Annotated in this window: 16 protein-coding genes; 5 read left to right on the plus strand and 11 right to left on the minus strand. The window is 50.9% G+C overall.

Annotated features, from left to right (window positions below):
- The first annotated feature begins 85 nt into the window (after positions 1-85).
- The 3 genes from dacB (at position 86) to CBP31_RS03735 (ending at position 4,008) form a co-directional block, all read left to right on the plus strand.
- Entirely contained in the window at positions 86-1,540 is a 1,455-nt protein-coding gene (gene dacB, locus CBP31_RS03725) for a D-alanyl-D-alanine carboxypeptidase/D-alanyl-D-alanine endopeptidase (protein ID WP_087034929.1), read from the plus strand.
- A gap of 545 nt (positions 1,541-2,085) precedes the next feature.
- Entirely contained in the window at positions 2,086-2,349 is a 264-nt protein-coding gene (locus CBP31_RS03730) for a GrxA family glutaredoxin (protein WP_087034930.1), read from the plus strand.
- Between the two features lie 444 nt (positions 2,350-2,793).
- Positions 2,794-4,008: a pyridoxal phosphate-dependent aminotransferase gene (locus CBP31_RS03735; protein WP_087034931.1), complete on the plus strand. Its 1,215-nt coding sequence runs from the start codon at positions 2,794-2,796 to the stop codon at positions 4,006-4,008.
- Positions 4,009-4,102: 94 nt separating this feature from the next.
- Here the strand turns inward: CBP31_RS03735 and cls are convergent, their stop codons facing one another.
- Complete coding sequence (cls, locus tag CBP31_RS03740; protein WP_087034932.1) at positions 4,103-5,560, minus strand: cardiolipin synthase; 1,458 nt, start codon at positions 5,558-5,560, stop codon at positions 4,103-4,105.
- An 87-nt stretch (positions 5,561-5,647) separates the two neighbouring features.
- Here cls and CBP31_RS03745 point away from each other — a divergent pair, with 87 nt between their 5' ends.
- Positions 5,648-6,193: a DUF1439 domain-containing protein gene (locus tag CBP31_RS03745; RefSeq protein ID WP_087034933.1), complete on the plus strand. Its 546-nt coding sequence runs from the start codon at positions 5,648-5,650 to the stop codon at positions 6,191-6,193.
- A gap of 165 nt (positions 6,194-6,358) precedes the next feature.
- On the opposite strand, the gene purL is transcribed toward CBP31_RS03745, so the two are convergent.
- The gene (purL, locus tag CBP31_RS03750; protein ID WP_087034934.1) at positions 6,359-10,249 is read right to left on the minus strand and encodes a phosphoribosylformylglycinamidine synthase; all 3,891 of its coding nucleotides are present in this window, start codon (positions 10,247-10,249) and stop codon (positions 6,359-6,361) included.
- A gap of 373 nt (positions 10,250-10,622) precedes the next feature.
- On the opposite strand from purL, the gene mltF reads away from it, so the two are divergent.
- The gene (mltF, locus tag CBP31_RS03755) at positions 10,623-12,032 is read left to right on the plus strand and encodes a membrane-bound lytic murein transglycosylase MltF (RefSeq protein ID WP_227875129.1); all 1,410 of its coding nucleotides are present in this window, start codon (positions 10,623-10,625) and stop codon (positions 12,030-12,032) included.
- Between the two features lie 626 nt (positions 12,033-12,658).
- Here the strand turns inward: mltF and CBP31_RS03760 are convergent.
- The 9 genes from CBP31_RS03760 to CBP31_RS03800 all read right to left on the minus strand — a co-directional run bounded on the left by CBP31_RS03760 (position 12,659) and on the right by CBP31_RS03800 (position 23,516).
- Positions 12,659-13,099, minus strand: a complete 441-nt coding sequence (locus CBP31_RS03760; protein ID WP_087034936.1) for a universal stress protein — start codon at positions 13,097-13,099, stop codon at positions 12,659-12,661.
- 197 nt (positions 13,100-13,296) lie between these two features.
- Complete coding sequence (gene der, locus CBP31_RS03765; protein ID WP_087034937.1) at positions 13,297-14,838, minus strand: ribosome biogenesis GTPase Der; 1,542 nt, start codon at positions 14,836-14,838, stop codon at positions 13,297-13,299.
- 76 nt (positions 14,839-14,914) lie between these two features.
- Positions 14,915-16,093 carry an outer membrane protein assembly factor BamB gene (bamB, locus tag CBP31_RS03770; protein WP_087034938.1) on the minus strand — a complete coding sequence of 393 codons (1,179 nt, stop codon included), beginning with the start codon at positions 16,091-16,093 and terminating at the stop codon, positions 14,915-14,917.
- Complete coding sequence (locus CBP31_RS03775; protein ID WP_087034939.1) at positions 16,090-16,746, minus strand: YfgM family protein; 657 nt, start codon at positions 16,744-16,746, stop codon at positions 16,090-16,092. Before CBP31_RS03775 ends, bamB begins: the two co-directional genes overlap by 4 nt.
- Positions 16,747-18,021 (minus strand): histidine--tRNA ligase, encoded by a 1,275-nt coding sequence (gene hisS, locus CBP31_RS03780; RefSeq protein WP_087038600.1) that lies wholly within the window; start codon positions 18,019-18,021, stop codon positions 16,747-16,749.
- Between the two features lie 120 nt (positions 18,022-18,141).
- Complete coding sequence (gene ispG / locus CBP31_RS03785) at positions 18,142-19,260, minus strand: flavodoxin-dependent (E)-4-hydroxy-3-methylbut-2-enyl-diphosphate synthase (RefSeq protein ID WP_087034940.1); 1,119 nt, start codon at positions 19,258-19,260, stop codon at positions 18,142-18,144.
- Positions 19,261-19,274: 14 nt separating this feature from the next.
- Positions 19,275-20,279, minus strand: coding sequence for a cytoskeleton protein RodZ (rodZ, locus tag CBP31_RS03790; RefSeq protein WP_087034941.1), 1,005 nt, complete (start codon positions 20,277-20,279; stop codon positions 19,275-19,277).
- Positions 20,280-20,663: 384 nt separating this feature from the next.
- A complete protein-coding gene (locus CBP31_RS03795; RefSeq protein WP_087034942.1) occupies positions 20,664-21,782 on the minus strand; it encodes a bifunctional tRNA (adenosine(37)-C2)-methyltransferase TrmG/ribosomal RNA large subunit methyltransferase RlmN in 1,119 nt (372 codons plus the stop codon).
- Between the two features lie 207 nt (positions 21,783-21,989).
- Positions 21,990-23,516: a nucleobase:cation symporter-2 family protein gene (locus CBP31_RS03800; RefSeq protein ID WP_087034943.1), complete on the minus strand. Its 1,527-nt coding sequence runs from the start codon at positions 23,514-23,516 to the stop codon at positions 21,990-21,992.
- Positions 23,517-23,710: the final 194 nt, after the last annotated feature.

The raw sequence follows: 23,710 nt of genomic DNA on the forward strand, positions 1-23,710 counted from the left end.
AGGCGTAAGGCGTAATTATTAGCCCGATAAAAGTAAGCTCAACCTAATTTTCCATCATTTTATTACTGAAAACGAAGAGACATTAATGCGTTCAACTATTGTCGGCCTTTCGGCCTTGCTGCTCAGCGTGAGTGCGGTGATTAATACCGCGCACGCCACTGTTTCACCTGCCCCCGCCAATGGCCAAGCGGCCTGGATACTGGCAGATGCTAAAACGGGAAACATTGAAGCCAGCCACAACAGTGAGCTGTTATTAAAACCCGCTTCTACGCAAAAGTTAGTGACTACTTTGGCGGGCGCCTTAGCATTGGGCCCAGATTGGCGCTACCAAACGCAAGTCTATTATCGTGGCGTGCTTGATAACGGTCATTTAGTGGGTGATTTATTGGTCGACTTCGTCGGTGACCCCACCCTCAAACGCGAGCAGTTACGTGACCTACTTAAGCGTAGCGGCGTCAAGCAAGTGAGCGGTAACCTGCTGCTTAATCAACAGCGTTTTAGCGGCTACGACCGAGGCAATGGTTGGTCTTGGAATGACTTAAGCGTGTGTTATACCTCCCCCGTAGCGGCGCTAATTTTAGACCGCAACTGCGTGCAAGGTGCCTTGTATGCCAATACTGGCCAAGCGGCGCGGGCCACCGTGCCCGCCCATCAGCCCGTTAAGGTCAGTGCCGAGGTTAAAGTGGTGAACAGTGCCGAGCAAAAACGCAGCTTTTGCTCGTTGGATGTTGAGATGACACCGCCTAACCAATATCGCCTTACGGGCTGTATTGGCCCGCGAAAAGAGCCCTGGCCCTTACGTTTTGCTATTCAAGATGTGAACGCTTGGGGTAAAGATTTAAGCCGCTGGGCACTGGGGCAAGCGGGCATTCGCCTTTCTGGCACTATTAAAGACAGCAGTATTCTCGTGCAAACAAGCACTCACTTAGCCGCGCAGGATTGGCAGCCAGTGGCCAGCCATCAATCGCCGTCCTTAAAAGAGCTAAGTCGCACTATCTTAGAGCACTCAGATAATCTGTATGCAGACAGCTTGTTGCGCACACTCGGTGCCGAACATTTTCGCCAGCCCGGTAGCTTCGCTAATGGCACTCAAGCAGTTCGCGAAATACTACTAAAAGAAGCCAATCTCGACTTAGGCCCCAGCTGGCTTGCAGACGGTTCAGGGTTATCGGCGCACAATTTACTGCGCGCCCAAGACTTGCTAGCCGTGTTGTTAGTGATTGCCAATGAACCGCGCGCTCAGTGGTTAAAGGCGCTCTTACCGGTGAGTGGCGAAAGCGGCACCTTGTTGTATCGCAAGAGCGTGCAAGACCCCAGCCTTAAAGGCAAAATTCAGGCGAAAACCGGCACCATTGCTCATGTGCAAAACTTGGCCGGATTTTTAGATACCAACAGCGGCCAGCAAAAAGTGTTTGTGCTGTTACAAAATGGCTTATCTATTAGCCCCCAACATGAAAAAGACATCGCCGCCGGCGTGGGCGAATGGCCAGCCCGGCGCTTTGAGCGTGAGTGGCTCACGGAGAAAGTGATTAGGGATTAGGGACTGGTGAGTGCTGAGTGCTGAGTAAAATAAAGTATAGCGCCCGGCGCTAAGCACCAAGCTCAATAAGAAGCGGTGTTTATCCCTATGCCGTCATCCTGACGCACCTCAGGATCTCGCTTTTATCTTTAGGCTTTAAACATAAAAGCGAGATACCGGAGCGAGTCCGGTATGACAGCAAATAATCAAAACCTAGCCCCCTGCCGTCATCCTGACGCACGTCAGGATCTCGCTTTAGATCTTTAAAGACTAAAACCTATTTGCCACGGAAGGCACGGACAAAGGTCGGAAAAATAGTGATCAGATCTGAATAAAACCGGAGAGGAGTGAGGGGTAAATGGTGAAGAGGACTAGCCTTAAGGGCAGTGCGAGCACCAAGCTCAACAAAAGACGGGGTGATTGTTTATGCCGTCTTCCTAATGCACATCAGGATCTCGGTTTAGTGTGTGGGTACTACCTGCTTATCACTTAGCTTGTCCGCTTTACGCTTCACACCACATTCACACCTGTTAAACTGGGTGCAATTAATTCGTTAGGAGATAGGTATGTTTGTAGTTATTTTTGGTCGTCCTGGTTGTCCTTTTTGTGTGCGTGCCAAAGAGCTGGCCGAAAAGTTAACCGCACAGCGCGATGACTTCGAGTTTCGTTATATCGATATTCATGCAGAAGGCATTTCTCAAGCCGATTTAGAAAAAACCGTGGGTAAGCCAGTAGAAACCGTGCCGCAAATCTTCCTCGACCAAGCACACATTGGCGGCTACACCGAATTTGAAGCCTACGCCAAAGCTAACTTAGGCTTGTTTGATTAAACACAGCGCCCGGCTCCGAGCTGAAAAATAAAACTGAGCACTAAAGATAAGTATTTAGCTCTGCGCACAAAAAACATCGAGCCGTAAATTCGATGTTTTTTTGTTTGCGCTGCCCACCCCATCACTAGCACTGCACTGAACTTCAAAACTGAGAATGTCAAGCATAACACCGTCTTTTGTTGAGCTTGGCGCTCGGCGCTGGGGGCTTAGCGCTGTTTTTCATCACAATACTCTGCTTACCCCTTTTCATCTTGGCTACAAAGTCTCATCATGGGCTCATATCTCTTTATTTTATTAACCAGCCCTTACTGCTTATTTTTCGCTCTTCTTTGATCACGCCCTTGTTGTAGAAACTCTGCTGTCAGAAAGCAGCAGCGAGAAAGTAACGTGAAAAAAGCGGAGATGACAGCCAAGCTGGTGCCTATGTTGAGGCCATGAACACTTATGTATTCCGTAGATAAATCTCACAAGCTCGATAATGTTTGCTATGACATTCGTGGCCCAGTACACAAAGAAGCCCGTCGTTTAGAAGACGAAGGCCATCGTATTTTAAAGCTTAATATCGGTAACCCCGCCTCCTTTGGCTTTGATGCGCCAGAAGAGCTATTAAAAGACGTAATAGTAAATCTGCCTACTAGCCAAGGCTACTGCGAGTCCAAGGGGTTGTTTTCGGCCCGCAAAGCCATCATGCAGTACTATCAGCAGAAAGGGCTGCGCACCGTCGACTTGGAAGATATCTACATCGGCAACGGCGTATCTGAGCTGATCGTCATGGCCATGCAAGCGCTGCTGAATAACGGTGATGAAATTTTAGTGCCCTCTCCGGATTACCCGCTGTGGACTGCCGCCGTAAACTTGTCTGGCGGTAAAGCCGTGCATTACTTATGTGATGAGCAAGCGGACTGGTATCCGGATTTAGATGATATTAAGTCTAAAATCGGCCCGCGCACCAAAGGCATAGTGCTGATTAACCCCAACAATCCGACCGGTGCCGTATATGGCAGTGAATTTTTGCTGGAAATAGTAGAAATTGCCCGCCAACACAAACTGATCATTTTTGCCGACGAAATTTACGACAAGATCCTCTATGACGATGTGGCTCACCATTCGGTGTGCACCTTGTGTGACGATGTATTGGTGGCCACTTTTAACGGCCTGTCAAAAAGCTACCGCGCCGCTGGCTTTCGTCAAGGTTGGATGCTGATCAGTGGCCCTAAGCATCAGGCAAAAGGCTATATCGAAGGCTTAGAAATGCTGTCCTCGATGCGCCTGTGCGCCAACGTGCCCATGCAGCATTCCATTCAAGCGGCATTAGGCGGCTATCAGAGCATTAATGAGCTGGTGTTGCCTGGTGGCCGATTGCGCCAGCAACGAGATCTTGCGTGGCAGTTATTGAATGATATTCCGGGTGTGTCTTGTGTAAAGCCCAAAGGCGCAATTTATATGTTTCCGCGCTTGGATCCTAAAGTCTACGCCATTAAAGACGACCAAAAGATGGTCTACGACTTACTACTGCAAGAAAAGATGCTGGTAGTACAAGGCACCGGCTTTAACTGGCCAACGCCGGATCACATTCGCATCGTGACCTTGCCGCGCGTTGAAGAATTAGAAGATGCCATCGGCCGCCTCGCCCGCTTCCTGAAGAATTATCAGCAGTAAAAAAAGCCATACGCTATACGTCAAATAAAAATACCGAGCCTGATGTAGGCTCGGTATTTTTTTCTTACGACGTAAAGCGTTCTACGTAAGGCGTTTACAGCAACGGACTCAACAGATAGAAGAGGTTTTCTAGCACGCGCTTGCGCAAGGGGCGCTTTCGCCATTCTAGCCAAGAGACGCGCCGGGTTTCAGAGAGATAACTGTCAGCTAGGTGTAATAGCTCGCCCATGGCTTGGCCGTCATCAATCAGCAGGGTCATTTCAAAGTTTAGCCACAGGCTGCGCTTATCTAAGTTCACCGTACCCACCAAGCCAAACTGATGGTCCACTAACACGCACTTGGTATGTAACAAGCCAGCACCATAAAGGTGGATCTCTACGCCTGAGCGCAACAATTCTTCAAAAAACGCATTACAGGCGTAATTCACCATGCGCGAGTCGTTTTTCTCCGGCAAGATTAATTGCACTTCTACGCCGCGATCCGCCGCCGAGCACAAGGCGGCAACCAGTGCGTCGTCAGGCACAAAATAGGGCGTGATCAACACCAGTCTGCGGCGTGCCTGATACACGGCCGTTAACAAACTTTGCTGAATGGCATCGCCGCCCATAAAGGGGCCTGAGGGCAATAATTGTAATTTGAGCTGACTGTCTAGGCAGCTGATGGGGTGATATTCAAGTTGCTCGAGTAAGCGCTCACCGGTTTCCATTTCCCAGTCCCAGACAAACAAGGACCAAAAAATCGGCACTATGGGCCCGCGAATACGCAGCATAATATCGACCCATTCTCCCACGCCGGCGCCTTGTTTAAAGCAGCTCGGATCCACCAAGTTCATGGAGCCGGTATAGGCCACATCATCATCTATCACCACTAACTTACGATGCATCCGCAAATCTTGGCGCTCAAACAATAATCTAAACGCGCCCACGGGCAGCACTTCGACGACCTTAACGCCGGCTTGGCGCAACTTGCTCGGCCAGTGGCTGCGAAAAAAGCCGGCACTGCCCACCGAGTCCAGTAGTAAACGGCAATCTACACCGCGGGCCGCGGCGGCCATTAATTCAATGGCGATATCGTCGGCGCGCCCCCCGGCATGCCAGATATAAAACTCTAAATAACAGGAGCTGCGGGCGTTGCGAATATCATCTTGTAATGCCCCTAAAATACGCCCTGGTTCTTCCAGTAAATGCATGGCATTACCGCTCAGCATGGGCATATTAAGCCGTGCTTTGACCAGTTCATAAATGGGCAGCGCCGGCTCGCTTACCTCAAACGACTGCCCAGGAAAGCGGCTGACCAGCACATTTATCCAATCTGCGTAGGGCTTATACATAGCCTTGGCTCGCTCGGCGCGTTTGCGACCTAAGCGCACTTCGCCAAGCAAGATATAGGTGGCCACCCCCAAAATGGGGATCGCATAAATCAGCGCCAGCCAGGCCAAAGACACGCCCACCGGGCGGCGTTTCATCACTACCCTAAAGGTCACGCCGAGCACTAAGCTGGTATGGACCAGAAATAACAGCCAACCGAGCGCGGTGTAAATATAATCAGTCAAAAATGGCTTGCTCCTGTTAAGTGAGACGGTGCAGACTAGCGACTGCCGTAATAAAGGTACAGAAAATTAGGGAAGGGATACAGACCGATGAAAATTATAATGTTTTTACTGATACTTGCCACCAGTGGCGGCGCATGGGCTCAAGCATTAACACTCAGCGAGCAGCAATTAAATCAGGGTTTAAATCAACAGCTGGGTAAAGATTTTCCCTTAGGCCTTGGCTCTTGGTTATCGGCTAAGGTAAAAATGCAGGACGTGAAAGTGGAGCTGGGTCGCCAAGCGCCTGATAAGGCGCGGGTGCTGGGCCAAGCTTTAATCACGCTTAACCAAGGCCAAAACCGCTACCACTGGGACATAGCCGGCGACTTTAATGCTCGGCCTCGTTACGATAACGAGCAAGGCGCACTGTTTTTAGATGAGTTTGAACTGCTCAATTACCAATTAAATGAGGGCAGCAGCTCGCCTCAAGCACGCTTTATGCTGCCGATGTTACTGCAAGCACTCACCGGTTATCTGTCGCAATATCCGGTATATACGCTCGATGACAACGACCCTTTACAGCGCCAATTAAAAAGCCAGCCTCTGAGCTTAGAGATAACACCCGGCCAAGTTTCCCTATTCAGCGTCAACTAATGGCGTACGGCGTCGAGTAGGCGCCCCACGCGGTAAGCCTGCCTGATGCACCACAACTCAAGTCTGCGCCTGAACCAAAATATAGACTCACATAAAAATAACAAGCCCGCATCAAAGCGGGCTTGTTATTATTCGTAGTGGCTTAAAAGTTTAGACTTAAGCTGCCTAGCCGATGTGCTTGCGGGCATTACGGAACATGCGCATCCAAGCGCCGTCTTCCGCCCACTCGTCTGGGTGCCATGAGTTAGCCACGGTGCGGAACACCCGCTCCGGATGCGGCATCATAATGGTCACGCGACCATCACGATTGCTTAAGCCGGTAATGCCGTTCGCCGAACCGTTAGGGTTAAACGGATACTGCTCTGTGCTTTGTCCCTGATGATCCACAAAACGCAGCGCCACAGTGCCGCTGGCTTCGATGGCGTTTACGTCGGCATTCAAGGTTTGAATACGTCCTTCACCGTGAGACACCGCTATCGGCATACGAGAACCCGCCATGCCCGATAAGAACAAGCTTGGGGATTCTTGCACTTCCACCAAGCTAAAGCGTGCTTCAAAACGCTCGGACTGGTTGCGTACAAAATCCGGCCAGTGCGCAGCACCTGGGATCAGGTCGCGCAGGCGAGATAACATCTGACAACCGTTACACACACCGAGTGCGATACTGTCTTCACGGGCAAAGAAAGCGGCAAACTGCGCGCGCAAGGCTTCGTTAAACAGCACCGACTTAGCCCAACCACCGCCAGCACCTAATACGTCACCGTAAGAGAAGCCACCACAAGCCACCATGCCTGCGAACTCATCTAAGCGGTAACGACCACTTTGTAAGTCGCTCATGTGTACGTCTACGGCGGCAAAACCGGCGCGGTCAAAGGCGGCGGCCATTTCTACGTGAGAGTTAACACCTTGCTCACGCAAAATTGCTATCCGTGGCTGCACACCTTTAGCGATAAAGGGCGCGGCTATGTCTTGTTTAGGATCAAAGCTCAAACTTACTGACAAGCCTGGGTTAGTTGCGTCCAATTGGGCGGCAAATTCGGCTTTGGCAGACTCGGGGTTATCACGCAGGGTTTGCATCTGAAAGCTGGTTTCAGACCACAAACGGCGCAGCTCGACTCGCGACTCGCTGTACAACTCTTTGCCGGCAAAGGCGAAGCGCACTTGGTTATCCGAGTTCGGCTTACCCACGACATGACTACAGGCGGCCAAACCATGACCGGCTAAGCAGGTTAATACGGCTTCTTTGTCTGCTTGACGCACTTGCAGCACGGCACCTAACTCTTCGTTAAACAAAGTGGCTAAGTGATCGGCACCTAAAGAGTCCAGCTCGATATCGAGGCCGGTATTACCGGCAAACGCCATCTCGGTCAAGGTAGCAAATAAGCCACCGTCGCCACGGTCGTGATAGGCCAGTAACTTGTTATCGGCCACCAAGGTTTGGATGGCGTAGAAGAAATTTTTCAGCTGAGCTGGGTTATCCAAATCAGCCGGTGTGTCACCAAGCTGGCGGTACACTTGTGCCAAAGCAGACGCACCGAGGCGGTTTTTACCATTACCTAAGTCAATCAGGATCAGGTTGGTGTCGCCAAGATCAGTACGCAACCAAGGAGTAATGGTGTTGCGCACATCACTGACGCGGGCAAAGGCGGTGATCACGAGCGACAAAGGTGAGGTCACTGATTTATCAACGCCCTCCTCAGTCCAGCTGGTCTTCATGGACATGGAGTCTTTGCCCACCGGAATGGTCAGCTCTAACTCAGGGCACAGCTCTTCGCCGACCGCTTTTACCGCTTCATATAGGCCGGCATCTTCACCTGGGTGACCAGCAGCAGACATCCAGTTGGCAGACAGCTTAATGTTTTTCAGCTCACCAATTTGGGTGGCGGCGATATTGGTGATGGCTTCTGCCACCGCCAAACGGGCCGAGGCCGCATAGTCGAGCAGTGCTACGGGCGCGCGCTCACCCAGCGACATGGCTTCACCGGCGTAGGTATCAAAACTGGCAGCGGTAACCGCGCAGTTTGCCACCGGTACCTGCCAAGGGCCAACCATTTGGTCACGGGCCACTAAACCGGTCACACTGCGGTCACCGATAGTAATCAAGAAGCTCTTATCAGCCACGCTCGGTAACGTCAGCACGCGCTCGGCGGCGTCTTGGATGCTGATATTACTTAAATCTAATGCTGGGCTGTGATGGCTCGCGGTAGTCGCATCACGCTGCATCTTAGGCGCCTTGCCTAACAGTACGTCCAGCGGCATATCGATGGGCTGATTATCGAAGTGCTCGTCGTGCAAGCTTAAATGACGCTCGGCAGTGGCTTCACCCACCACCGCGAACGGGGCGCGCTCACGATGACAAATAGCTTCAAATTCGGCCAAACGCTCCGGAGCCACCGACATCACGTAGCGCTCTTGGGATTCGTTACACCAGATTTGCAGCGGGCTCATGCCCGGCTCGTCGTTGGGAATATCGCGCAGCTCAAAACGACCACCGCGATTGGCGTCATTCACCAACTCTGGCATGGCGTTGGATAAACCGCCGGCACCCACGTCGTGAATAAACTGAATCGGGTTGTTGTCACCCATGGCCCAGCAGCGGTCGATCACTTCCTGACAGCGGCGCTCCATTTCTGGGTTTTCACGCTGTACCGAGGCAAAGTCCAGATTTTCACAAGACTCACCAGAAGCCATGCTCGAGGCCGCACCGCCGCCTAAACCGATATTCATGGCCGGGCCGCCCAGTACGATCAGCTTGGCACCGACGGTGATTTCGCCTTTTTGCACGTGCTCGGCGCGAATGTTACCCAAACCACCGGCTAACATGATTGGCTTATGATAGCCGCGCACTTCTTCGCCGTTAAAGCTGGAGACTTTTTCTTCGAAGGTACGGAAATAACCGAGCAAGGCCGGACGACCAAATTCGTTATTAAAGGCAGCCCCACCCAGTGGGCCTTCGATCATAATGTCCAAGGCGCTGACGATGCGCTCTGGCTTACCAAAGTCGTGTTCCCACGGGCGCGCGTAGTTAGGAATCTTCAGGTTAGACACACTGAAACCGACTAAGCCAGCTTTGGGCTTAGAGCCGCGGCCAGTGGCACCTTCATCACGAATTTCGCCGCCAGAGCCGGTAGCGGCACCAGAGAAAGGGGCGATCGCCGTCGGGTGGTTATGGGTTTCGACCTTCATCAAGATATGAATATCTTCTTGATGGTAGTCGTATTCACCGGACTCAGGCTTAGCAAAGAAGCGACCAGCCTTGGAGCCTTCCATGACGGCGGCGTTATCTTTATAAGCCGACAACACTTGCTCAGGCACTAACTTGTGGGTGTTCTTGATCATGCTAAACAGCGACTTAGGCTGCTCGACGCCGTCTATGGTCCAGTCGGCGTTAAAAATCTTATGACGACAGTGCTCAGAGTTTGCCTGGGCAAACATATACAGCTCAATGTCGTTAGGGTTACGGCCTAAACCATTAAAACCCTCAAACAAGTAATCGATTTCATCTTCAGCCAAGGCCAAGCCTAAGCGCAGGTTGGCTTCGACTAAGGCATTACGGCCTTGAGCCAGAATATCCACTGAGCTGACCGGTGCCGGCTCGGCTTGGGCAAACAAGCAAGCGGCGTCTTCGAGTGCGTCAAAGGTAGCTTCGGTCATGCGGTCGAACAACAAGCCCTTAATGGCTGCCAATTCGGCGGCATTGGGCGCGCGGCTAAAGCTTAAGTAGTAGCAAATACCGCGCTCAATCCGCTGTACTTGATGCAGACCGCAGTTATGGGCAATGTCAGTGGCTTTCGTCGACCAAGGGGAAAGCGTGCCGGGCCTTGGGGTCACCAATACCAGCAAACTGGCTGCTGCAGGCACTATGCCTTGGGCTGGGCTGTCGAGTAAGTCGATAAGGGTGTTGCGAGTGTCCGCCTCGAGGTTGGCGTTCAGGGCAACAAAATGTACGTATTCGGTTTCAATCTCAGCCAGCGGTAAGGCCAGTTGCTGAGCTTGGCGAACCAAGGCTTGGGTTCTAAAACCGGACAAGGCGGGTAAGCCGCGCAGTATTTCCATAGTGGTAATTCTCAAAGCTGAGTGAATGGGGGGATGAGAAGTTGCGCTATTATAGGTTTCCCCTCCTGCTCTGTCGACGCCCATTTATAAGCCGGCGTATTAAGGCTTCACTTAAGGCTCGGCCCTTAATTTAGCAAGGTGGTGGTTTACCCGACGCAGCTTGCCAAGTTCTGACGCCCCGCCTATAAGGAACAGTGATTTATTACTGGTCATGGGTCGGGAACCAAAGCCGACATAACCAGCAACCAAGTCGTTAATTCATAGCTTTTGCTAAGTTAATGAATAAAGTTCTGCGCTGATAAGCCACAGCTGGTCTGACGCAAGTAGTAACTTCTGTTATAGAATGGTCACTGTGCTACATGAGGGACAGCTTTTGCGCCATATATTATTATCCACACTGCTGTTAATGAGCTTGCTGCTGCAGGGCTGTGATCAGGCTGAGCCTAGCAGCAATCAAATAGAGCATATTCAAGCTCGCGGCCAACTGCGAGTGGGCACCTTGTATCATCCACTTTATTACTTTTTGCGCGATGGCCAACAAGAAGGCTTGGATTATGAGCTGGCCTCTCAGTTTGCTCACTCTTTGGGGGTTGAGTTGTCCATGGTGCCCGCTTATAACTTAAATGCGTTATTTGCCCTGTTGGACTCCGGAGAAGTAGACATGCTGGCGGCGGGCCTCGCCAATACTGCGGTGCGGCGCCAGCATTATCGCTTTAGCCCCAGCTACTATCATATTGCGCACACCTTGGTGCATCGCAAAGGCACCCGCAAGCCGCTGAATGTGAGTCAAATCGACGGCACTATTGCGGTGCTTGCTGGCTCCAGCCAAGCCCAGTCCTTATATCAATTGCAACAAGAGCTACCCGAGCTGCAGTGGGAGCCACGCTTTGATGCAGACGAAGAAGACTTATTGCGCCAAGTGGCCGAAAGTAACACCGACTACACAGTGGTGGCCGATATTTTACTGGCCAGAACACAGCGTTATTATCCGAATATTGAGGCCGCCTTTACGCTAGGCGAACCGCAGCCCGTGGCTTGGGTGTGGGATAAACGTGCCGACGACAGTGCACTTGGCGCCATGCTGGATTTTTTTGCCGAACAAACTGACAGTGGCGCCTTAGCGCGCTTACATGAAAAATATTTTGGTCATATACAGCACTTTGATTATGTGGATACTCGCACCTTTTTAAGCCGCATAGACACCTTATTGCCGCGCTATCAGCCGTTGTTTGAACGCCATGCGGGCGAGCTGGATTGGCGGTTATTGGCGGCCATGAGCTATCAAGAGTCACACTGGGATCCGAATGCCGAGTCTTATACTGGCGTACGAGGTATGATGATGCTGACTGAAGATACAGCCAGCATGGTGGGAGTCACCAATCGACTGGATGCGGAGCAAAGTATTCGCGGTGGTGCCCAATATTTAGCCTCATTAATAGGCCGCTTACCGGACTCAATACCTGAGAGCGAGCGAGTCTGGTTTGCGCTGGCGTCCTACAATATCGGCTTAGGTCATGTGTTAGATGTGCGCCGTCTTACTCAACAATTAGGCCAAGACCCCGATACTTGGGCGCAAGTAAAAGCCAATTTACCGCTGCTGCATCAACCTAAGTGGTACAGTCAAACCCGCTATGGCTATGCGCGGGGCCGAGAAACCAAACAATTTGTGAATAATATTCGCCAGTATTATCAAAGCTTGCTCTGGCAAGATAATGCGCGCACCGACTCCAGCCAAAGCGCGCAAACAGAGCCGACTAGCCCCCTGCCTCTGCCGGAGTCGTAATAAGCAGTCACCACCAAGAACCGTAACAAGATTCGTAATAGAGAGCCGTAATAAAAATGTCACTTTACCTTAGGTAACCGCTGATATTTACTACCCTCCCACACACAGCGCAGGCCATCTGCCAGCGCGACCGCCATATAAGGACCTAGGATGCAAAAGCGAAAGAATAGTGTATTAAAACAGCGTAAAACCGTTGGGTCTTCACGGCGCAACATTTTACTGCAAAAAGTACGACGCAAAATACTGCGCCGTAATAACGCCTACTTTCTAACTAGCCATGATCACAGCGAACACCCAGCGCCTGTAGCAACTGTGTAAGTACCGGCGTAAGTACTTGTGTAAGTACAATAAATTGCCCGTTGTAACAACGATAAAACAGGGCTAATCCAATAATTTTTTGCAACGGAACCCACAGCAGAACACGGAACAATAAAGATAAGTTCGAAAGATATTTTATTTGTAAAGCCTCAACCAAAACAGCGTTCAGCTGCTAGGTTTGCTCTGACCAACCAGAACCTTTGGTTCTTTTCGAACTTCTCTGAGCTTAATTTTTCTGTGTATTCCGTGGCAAAAATAGGTTTATCTTGAGTTATGCGTTATTTATCTACCATTAACAGATTCTTTGATTAACGAACGGTGATAACGCCGCACTTGGCACTGTGGTTCACTTTATGGGAAATACTGCCCAGCGCCATGCCCTCTAGGTTGCCCAAGCCCCGACATCCCAACACAATCACATCCACGCCTAGCTTCTGCGCCTCTTGAATAATAGCGTGCGCCGGCTCCCCTCGAACCACGTGCCCCTGAACATGCGCCACCCCTAAAGCGCTCGCCTCCTGTATCGCGCGCTCCACTATTTTATTGCCGGTGACTTCTAGCTCCTCACGACTATCGTCAAGTGACACCGAGCCTATGCCCCAAGTCATCATAGCGGGATGCTGTAACGCCTGAGGTGCATGGACTATATGCACTTGGGCATCATCTTGCCGAGCTAAATGACAGGCTAAGGTCAGGGCTTTTTCACTTTGTTTAGAACCATCAATCGCAACCAATAATGACTTATACATACGTGCCTCCACATCCATAGCAACCATGTTGTTATTCAATCTTAGCCGATGAACAGGATCCAGCATCGAGCCATTGCGGGTAAGCGACGGTAGAGCCGCGCGCAGTAGCCCGCTAACAACAATCTGCACTTAAAGCTAAACCAAAAAAAACGCCAGCTAAGCTGGCGTTTTTATTAAACTTGACTTTGAGAAAAGTGTTATTTTTTCTTTTTGTTAAACTTCATCAAACGCTTACGCTTGCGCATCTGGTTTGGTGTTAACTTGTTCTTGATACCTGCGTACGGGTTTTCACCTTCGTTGAATTCCACCCGTATCGGCGTGCCCATAATTTGTAAGGAACGACGGAAGTAGTTAATCAAGTAACGCTTATAAGACTCGGGTAAGGCTTTTACTTGATTACCGTGCACGATAATGCGCGGTGGGTTATAACCGCCCGCGTGAGCATATTTCAGCTTCACCCGACGACCGCTCACCAAGGGTGGCTGGTGATCGTCCTGCGCCATCATCATAATGCGGGTCAGCATCGAGGTATTAACGCGCTTGGTGGCAGAGGTGTACGCCTCTTTAACCGAATCAAATAAGTTACCCACGCCGCTGCCGTGCAGTGCCGAGATAAAGTGCAAGCGGGCAAAGTCGATAAAGCCTAAGCGACGATCTAATTCGCGCTTAATTTCTTCGCGCGCGTCATTCTCTAGCCCGTCCCACTTATTAACCGCTAATACGATACTGCGGCCCGCATTCAGCACAAAACCGAGCAAGCTCAAATCTTGTTCGGAAATACCCTCGCGCGCGTCCACGATCAACAGCACTACGTTGGCATCTTCGATGGCTTTTAGAGTTTTGATCACCGAGAATTTCTCAACGGTTTCATTTACTCGTCCGCGACGACGCACGCCCGCAGTATCGATCAAGATATAATCTTGCTCGTCACGCTGCATTGGAATATACACAGAGTCACGGGTAGTACCGGGTTGGTCGTAAACCACGACCCGCTCTTCGCCTAAGATGCGGTTGGTCAGCGTCGATTTGCCCACGTTGGGGCGACCCACGATGGCGAGCTTGATCGGTAAGTCGGCAAACTGCTGGGCATCTTCTTCGTTGGCTTCATCCATGACCGCGAGCAAGTCTTGAATTTGATCTTCATCGAGATCCGAGAAATCAAACTCATCATCGGCTTCTTCATCGGCGTCTGCCTCAGCGTCTGCTTCTGCGGCGGCAACCATTTGCTCATGCTCGGCGGCCAGCTGTTCAAGCTGGGGTGCTAAGGCAATTTCAATCAGGCTGAGTACGCCACGGCCGTGAGTAGCGGCAATGGGATACACTTCGCCTAAGCCCAGCTGATAAAATTCGCTGACGGCGGAATCGGCGTCTATGCCGTCGGTTTTGTTTACCACCAGTAAAGTGCGCTTATGACAGCGGCGTAAGTGCGCCGCTATGCCTTCATCGGCTGAGCTTAAGCCCGCTCGGCCATCAACCATAAACAGCACGACATCTGCTTCATCAATGGCGGCCAGTGACTGCTCGGCCATTTTCAGCTCTATGCCTTCTTCTGTGCCATCGATACCGCCAGTATCGACCACAATAAATTCCAGCTCACCAATTTTGGCTTGGCCGTATTGGCGATCGCGGGTTAAACCGGGAAAGTTGGCGACAAGCGCATCTCGGGTGCGGGTTAAACGGTTAAATAAAGTGGATTTGCCCACGTTCGGGCGACCCACCAGAGCCACAACTGGCATCATAAAATCTGTCTCCAAAAAACAATAACGGCTCCTGATCGCAGGATCAGGAGCCGGTGGTGTCACTTAACTGCCGGGATCAGGGTTGGTCTATGGCCAACAAATCTCCACTGCGGCTTTGCACATAAAGCGTATTACCGGCGACAATAGGTGCTACATAAAGCCCCTTACTATCAATACGCTGTAGCGATTTAAGTACACCAGTTTGGCTATCAAACCAGTACAAATAACCCTGTGCATCCCCGGCCACCAGATAATCACCAAACACGACCGATGCGGTTAGCTGGCGGTTTTCTAGCTCGGTGTTCGACCATACTTCCATGCCACTGCGGGCATCGACCGCAAACAAGTGGCTGCGGCTATCGCTGATATAAAGTAGGCGTCCGTCGGTGCTGAGATCCTGAGAGCCCTGATATTGGCGCTTCCACAATTCTTGCCCCGAAATCAACTGATGAGCAGTTAGCTGGCCATTATATGCGATAGTGAACAGAATATCGCCCAAAATCACCGGTTTGGCCGCCACATCCACCATGCGTTCCAACTCGGTGGCACCGCGCGGATTAGCAATACGGGTATCGCGTACCGGCTGCCCATTGGCCAACAAGGCAATACCTAAGCGGCCATCGGCACGACCGTATAATACGGCGCCGCCTGCGGTCACGGGGGTAGCTTGGCTGCGCAGTGTTAAGCTGGGCTGCTCATTACGCAACTGCCATTGCTGGACGCCAGTACTGGAGTCGAGGGCAATTAAGTTGCCAGCGCTGGTGTGCACTACCACTTTGCCATCGTCCACGGCTGGTGCGGCTAATACTTCACCTGCTACCGTTTGTGTCCAGAGCAAGTCGCCGTCTGCTTGGCTTACGGCATACACCAAGCCATTTTCTGAGCCAAAGTAGAGATTGCCATAGGCGGCTACTAAGCCACCGGCAATGCGCGGGCTACGCTGTTGTTCGTTAACGGCGAGCTTATCGAGTCGCAACTGCCATTGGCGTTTGCCTGTTTCTTTATCATAAGCGGCCAGCATCCCATCACGGGAAGCAGCAAACACACGATCACCTTCAACCACAGGTTTAAGCTGTGAATAATACTCACCCACACCGTTACCGATAGAGGTAGACCAGCGGGCCTTGGTGTTTAGGGTATTACCCACCTCCGGCAAGGGGCTAGCCGGCGCGAGATCAGGCGTGCTTGAGCAAGCCGCTATGCTTAAGCCCAACAGGGCTGGCAGCAGCAAGTTTAAGGATTTGCGTACACTCATACTTTATCGCTCTCTGCAGGAGTAGCAGCAGGATTGACCGCCAAGTTGTCCAATTTCAGCTTCAGTGCCGGATTATTATTTAAACCGCCCGCTTCTTCCGCGGCTTGGTAAGCCTTATAAGCCTCATCCGTATTGCCTTGGGCTGAGTACAGATCACCTTGAATTTCACTGCGCTGGGCACTGAAGGCGTCTTGCTTAACACCATTAAGCTGGGCTTGTGCTTCGTCAGCCTTGTCTTGGGCTAATAGCACTCGCGCTAAACGTAGGCGTATGGTCTCGCTAATGGCCGCATCTTTCGTGTTAGCCAAAGCAAATTCCAACTGTTGCTGTGCCAGCGGCAGCTGATTAGCTTTTACGGCTTCGCCTGCCAGCAATAAAGCGGCCAGCTCACCGTAATTGTTGCCTTGGTTTTGTTCAACAAACGCCGCCACCTCAGTAAAGGCATCGGGCCCTTGGGTGGCTAGCTGAGTGCTGACATTGGCAAAGTTATCGGCACCGGCAGCGCGCGTTTCAACTTGATGCTCTTGATAATAACGCCAGCCAAATAAACCGCCTAAGCCCACCACGGCACCCAAAATAATGGACTTACCGTATTCTGCCCACCAACGCTTGAGGGTTTCTAGTTGCTGTTCTTCCGTGCTATTAAAATCCACTTAGATCACCTTTTTCAGCTGTGCGATAACTTCATCCAGCGCCAAGGTTTGTTGTTCACCTTGACCGCGTAAATATTTAACTGTGACTTCAGAGCGGGCAATTTCATCTTCACCCAAGATCAAGGCAATACCGGCGCCACTCTTGTCGGCACGTTTTAATTGCTTTTTAAAGTTACCGCCGCCGCAATGGCTGAGCACTTTAAGTTCGGGTAATTGGTCGCGCAATTGCTCGGCCAGTGCAAAACCCGCCGTTTGAGTGCTGTCACCCATAATGGCGATATAAATATCAGCTAAGGCAGGCTCGCTCGCAGCTGAATTAAGAGTTTCGAGCAACAAGACTAAACGCTCCATGCCCATGGCAAAGCCTACCGCAGGGGTGGCTTGGCCGCCTAACTGCTCGACTAAACCGTCGTAACGGCCGCCACCACATACTGTGCCTTGGGCGCCTAAGCTCGTCGTTACCCACTCAAATACCGTGAGATTGTAATAATCAAGGCCACGTACCAAGCGCGGATTAATCTCAAACTCAATACCGGCGGCGGTGAGTAACGCCGTTAAGCCAGTAAAGTGGGCTTGAGTTGCTTCGCCAAAGTAATCGCTAAGTACGGGTGCGTCATGCAACAGCGCTTGTACGTCTGGGTTTTTACTGTCCAGTACGCGCAGCGGATTAGTGTGCAAGCGGCGCTGGCTGTCTTCATCGAGCTGGTCAAAAAACTGCTCTAGGTAAGCCACCAAGGCTTGGCGATATTCAGCCCGCTCACTCGGTTGGCCAAGGCTATTGAGCTGCAGCACTAAATGCTCGCTCACGCCTAATTGCTTCCACAGACGCGCGGTAAGCATGATCAATTCTGCATCTATGTCTGGGCCATGCAGGCCAAACACTTCCACACCAAATTGATGGAATTGACGATAACGGCCTTTTTGCGGACGCTCATAGCGAAACATAGGACCCATGTACCACATGCGCCGCTCTTGGTTATACAGCAAACCATGCTCAATGCCGGCACGCACGCAACCTGCGGTACCTTCCGGACGCAGAGTCATGCTCTCGCCATTGCGATCGTCAAAGGTATACATTTCTTTTTCGACCACATCGGTCACTTCACCGATGGCACGACGAAACAAGCCTGTGGTTTCCATGATCGGCATGCGCACTTCGGCATAACCATAGCTGCTCATTAACTGACGCAAGGCAGACTCAGCCGCTTGCCAGGTCGGTGTTTGCTCCGGCAGACAATCGTTCATGCCGCGAATTGCTTGAATTTTTTTTGCCACAACTTTTGCCACAACAGTATCTCTATTAATTAAAACCCAGCCCTGACGGGCGAATGAATGCACTCAGTCACATCAACCTTTGGAACAACCCAAGATTTTAGCTGACGATTATTGGTGGTTTTACTTTTGCTGCTTGATGGTTATGCGCGAGCTCGGATCCATCATGGCCGCTTTGGCGCGAATACGCGCTTCTAGTGTATCTACTAAGCTGCGATTATCTAGCCGGCCCACGCGCTCGCCGCCTTCATAGAGGGCGCTCTTACGTTGGGCACCCGCTAAGCCTAAATCGGAAATTAACGCCTCACCCGGACCATTGACCACACAGCCAATAATAGACACATCCATTGGCAGTACTAAATCTTCCAGTCGTTGTTCGAGCTCGTTAACTGTGCTTATCACATCAAACTCTTGACGAGAACAAGACGGACAAGCAATAAAGTTAATGCCGCGCGAACGAATGCGCAGGGATTTGAGAATATCAAAACCCACTTTAATTTCTTCTACCGGATCTGCGGCCAAGGACACCCGCAAGGTATCGCCGATGCCATCGGCTAACAACATGCCCAGACCAATAGCAGACTTAACGGCGCCAGCACGAAAGCCGCCGGCTTCGGTTATACCTAAATGCAGCGGCTGTTCAATTTGGCGCGCCAGTTCACGATAAGCGCCCACGGCTAAGAACACATCTGAGGCTTTTACGCTGACTTTAAATTGGTCGAAGTTCAATCGGTCTAAGATGTCTACGTGGCGCATCGCCGACTCAACCAAGGCGGCGGAATTGGGCTCGCCGTATTTCTCTTGGATGTCTTTTTCTAATGAACCGCCGTTAACGCCGATACGAATGGGAATACCTTTATCGCGGGCGCAATCGACCACGGCACGGATCCTCTTTTCATTACCAATATTACCAGGGTTAATACGCAGGCAATCGGCGCCATATTCGGCCACTTGCAGCGCGATGCGATAATCAAAATGGATATCGGCGATCAGCGGCATTGTGGTACCGGCGCGGATCAATTTGAACGCTTCGGCGGCTTCCATGGTCGGCACAGAGATACGCACTATATCGGCGCCGACTTTTTCTACGGCGCGAATTTGGGCAAGCGTTGCCTCAACATCCGTGGTCAGGGTATTGGTCATGGTCTGTACGGTAATGGGAGCATCTCCCCCGACCAATACCGAGCCGACGCGAATTTGCTTGGAGAGGCGACGTTTGATGGGAGTTTCAGGTAAGGACATGATGTACTCTCAGATCAAGATTGCGGTACTGTCAGTCGGGCAGACCGACCGGCACGAAACGAAGATAAGTCGACGGCTTTGCCTAAGTACTCGGCACGCACCGCAGTGGGTACGCCCAAAATCAACTTAAAGGGCGGCTCGCCTTCCAGTGCTAATGACTGCTGAGCTTTTTTGACGCCTTCACTGAGTACTTTACCTTGGCTGTCGGTAATTTTAATCCAGCAATCATCACTGAAGCTCAAGGTCAGTAAGCGGGCATTAGTGCTGACTGCCGGCTCATTGCTTGTCGAGTTATCAATAGTGGGGTTCTCAGCATCAGTGCCATCAGTGTCAGTGCTCTCAGCACCAGCAACCGTATTAGCAACAACCGAATCATCGACCAAGGCGCTATCAACAGCTGCATCGGTGGCTGTGGCATCAGTCGTAGCCCCCTCAACAGCAGAAGCAGCGGCAGGTTCTACGGCCGTGGCGTCTGTTCCGACATTTAAAGGTAACAAACCCTCATTTGACGTCGTGACGGGCGCAGCTAAGCCAGTGTCTGTTTGAGCCGCGTTGTTTTCAGACTCAAGATGGCGAGCGGGTTGACCGGCTCCCTCATGCCACCACCAATACACGAGTGAAGTCAGCAGGCCTAAAAACACCAGCCAGCTAATGCGTTTTAACCATTTATCACTGGCTTGTTGGCGCGTTTTTTTAGAAAAGCTTTTCATCGGCTCGACAGCTTTAAATTGCTCATGGCTCATGCTGTCAAACGCGGCCAACGCCTGAGCTTCAGGTACGCCCACTACTTTAGCGTAAGCTTTAACGTAACCGCGTAAAAACGTCAGTGCCACACCGGCCTTGTAATGATCACTGTCAATTGACTCGATCACGGCCAAGCGCAGATTTAATCTGCGGGCTACTTCCGCTTGGGTCCAGCCTTTGGCTTCACGGGCTTGTTGAAGTGTTTCACCTGGACCTGGGCCTGCACTTACTTTTGCTTCAGCTTGTGGCTGAGAGTCTGTTTCATTTATAGTCATTTGATAACAATCGCCTAGCCTGTTCTGAGTCTGGAAATAACCACCCTCGGCGGCGCTTTAGGTTTGCTTAAACCCATTGCGCCACTGAGGCGGACTGCTAACCATAAACTGTGGGCTGGGGGCCTGTTGCTCGAACATGCCAATTCGTGCATGGGAACAAGCGACCAGCGCAACCAAATTCAATATTATTCTTTACTGTCACTGCGTCACGTTATGCCGATTAAATTGCTCGCCGCCCTACTCATTTCAATAGGGTAAAACGGCGTTACTTTAGCATAATAAGACCCGAATGCAGACTTCTGGGCCTTACCGCTTGCTAAGCTTGACCACGGATATGCAAAATCGTTCCTAACATCCGACATAATGGCCGCGAAATAATGGCAGTTAAAGCATTGTGACGGATATAGTTTCTTGCTGCAGCTGTTTTTTCTGGGTACGTTTAGTGCGATCAATCACGTCACCCACTAACTGGCCACAAGCCGCATCTATATCGTCGCCGCGGGTTTTACGAATGGTCACTGTATTACCGTATTGCATCAGCACTTTATTGAAGCGATCGATACGGCTATTACTTGGCCTTTCATAATCATTGTCTGGGAAGGGATTAAAGGGGATCAGGTTGATCTTGCAAGGTAAGTCTTTTAATAACTCAGCCAGTTCATGGGCATGTTGCATATCATCATTGACGTGATCCAACAGCACATACTCTATGGTCACCTTGCCTTGGTTAGCCGTAGACTTGCTGATGTAATTACGGATACTGGCAATCAGAGTGGCGATATTGTACTTGTCATTGATCGGCATGATTTGTGAGCGCAATTTATCATTGGGCGCATGCAAAGACACCGCCAAAGCCACATCTATCATATCGGCCATTTTATCGAGTGCTGGCACTACGCCTGAAGTCGATAAGGTGACGCGGCGCTTAGACAGACCAAAACCATAGTCCTCTAGCATCAAGCTCATGGCGGGCACTACGTTATTGAGGTTAAGCAGCGGCTCACCCATGCCCATCATCACCACGTTGGTAATGGGCTTGCGGCCGGTGTCGCGGATAAAACCCACGCGACTGGCGGCGCGCCACACTTGGCCGATAATTTCCGACACTTTCAGGTTACGGTTAAAACCTTGTTGCGCGGTGGAGCAAAATTTGCAATCCAGCGCACAACCCACCTGAGAAGACACACACAAAGTAGCGCGGTCGCCGTCTGGGATATACACGGTTTCGACTTCTTGGTCGCCGACCATCATGGCCCATTTAATGGTGCCATCTTCAGAGATTTTTTCGACGCTAATTTCAGGAGCGCGGATCTCGGCTTTTTCTTGTAACTTAGCGCGCAACACCTTGTTGATGTTGGTCATCTGCTCAAAATCGTCACAACCGAAGTGATAGATCCATTTCATCACTTGATCGGCTCGAAATGGCTTCTCGCCTAGTTCTTCAAAGAACGCACGTACGCCATCACGATCCAGATCCAGCAGGTTTATTTTTTTTGCACTCATTCGGTTGCCTCTTGCTTTTTGAACAGAGCGTTAGGGCGCAAAATTGTACAGAAATTAACGCCATCTTGCCAGCAGTACCGCACCCCGTGCACTTCCCCTTAAAGCCACGTTTTGTCGATAATTAAGCACAGAAATCGAGCTGAAAGTTAAGCACTAAAAAGCCGACCTCAGCCGGCTTTTTAACCCCACCACTTCCTAAGTTGCTGATTAATGGTCAATGTTAGTTTTAGGGCCTGTGCTCTGTTTTGGCGCCAATGGTAGGCTCTCGTCGCATTCCTCTGATACGCAAACTTCATTTCCTTCCAAATCAAACAATTTACCGGTGGTGAAGTAATCCCCTTCCGACAAATGTTTCAGTGCTTCGGGGCGAATGGTGCGCTCAGTACCGGCGGCAAACACCGACTGCTGATCCGAGTTGCCTAAGGTCATGTGGTTAAATAACAAGTTCAACAAGATAGCCATAATCGCGGTAGAGCTAATACCGGAGTGAAAAATAGTGGCAAACCAATCCGGAAAGGCGTGATAAAAGCTGGGGGCGGCTATCGGCAACATGCCAAAGCCAATGGAGGTGGCCACTATAATGAGGTTCATGTTGTTATGATAATTCACCTTAGCGAGGGTACGAATACCACTGGCCGCAACCGTGCCAAACAATACAATACCGGCACCACCTAACACAGCAGTCGGCACCGTCGCCACCACACGGCCCATAATGGGCAACAGCCCTAAGGTCACTAAAATAAGACCGGCAAACGACACCACAAATCGGCTCTTAACCCCGGTTACCGCCACCAAGCCGACGTTTTGGGCAAAGGCGCTTTGGGTAAATGAGCCAAATAAGGGCGCTATAGCACTGGAGATCATGTCGGCACGCAAGCCATCACCTAAGCGACGGGCGTCAACTTTAGTGTCGATAATGTCCCCTACCGCCAGAATATCCGCGGAGGTTTCTACCAAAATCACCAGCACCACGATAAACATCGACACAATAGCGGCAATCTCAAAGGTAGGCGCACCAAAATAAAAGGGTGCCGGAAAGGCAAAAATGGGGCCTTCCAAAACCTTGGCAAAGCTCACCAGCCCTAGTCCCCAAGCTGCCGCCGTGCCTAAAACCATAGCCAGCAAGATAGACAAGCGGCTGATGGCTGCATTACCTAATTTACTTAATAACAACACTAAGCCCAGCGTTAGTGCCGCAAGCCCGATATTGGTCATGCTACCAAAATCGGGGGCCTTGCTATTACCGCCCATGGCCCAGCGCGCCGCTACCGGCATCAGCGTTAAACCAATGATAGTAATCACAGATCCTGTAACTAAGGGCGGAAAGAATTTGATGATATTAGAGAAAATGGGCGTGATCACAAAGCCGATAATAGAAGCTGCAATCACGGCCCCAAACACCGAGGGCAACCCGCCACCGGAGGTCACTATGGCCACCACAGTGGCCACACTGGCAAAAGATACCCCTTGTACCAGCGGTAGCTGACAGCCAAAGAAGGGGATACCTATGGTTTGCAACAAGGTGGCTAAACCGCCAATAAACAGTGAGGCCGCAATCAGCATGCCTATTTCTGCGGGGTTTAAGCCGGCGGCTTGGCCAACAATAAGCGGCACTGCAATAATACCGCCATACATAGTAAGTACGTGTTGAAAGCCGTATGCGATATTAGCCGCTATCCCAAGATTTTCATCTTCAGGGCGAAGCGCTTTTTGCTTAACCGATGATATTGTCATTATTTGCTCCCTGCATCTGAGTCAACGGACACCTTGTCGTGCTGTACGTTATAAGCCTAAAAAATAGCCATCAGTGCCGTTAAGATTAGTTGAGACTCACAAAGAAAAGGGAGTTTTACGCAGACTTAATTAATAATTTTCACACCCTAGCCGCAAATACTGGGCACAAAAAAAGGAGCCGAGGCTCCTTTTAT

The sequence above is a fragment of the Oceanisphaera profunda genome (assembly GCF_002157895.1).
Classification (GTDB): Bacteria; Pseudomonadota; Gammaproteobacteria; order Enterobacterales; family Aeromonadaceae; genus Oceanimonas; species Oceanimonas profunda.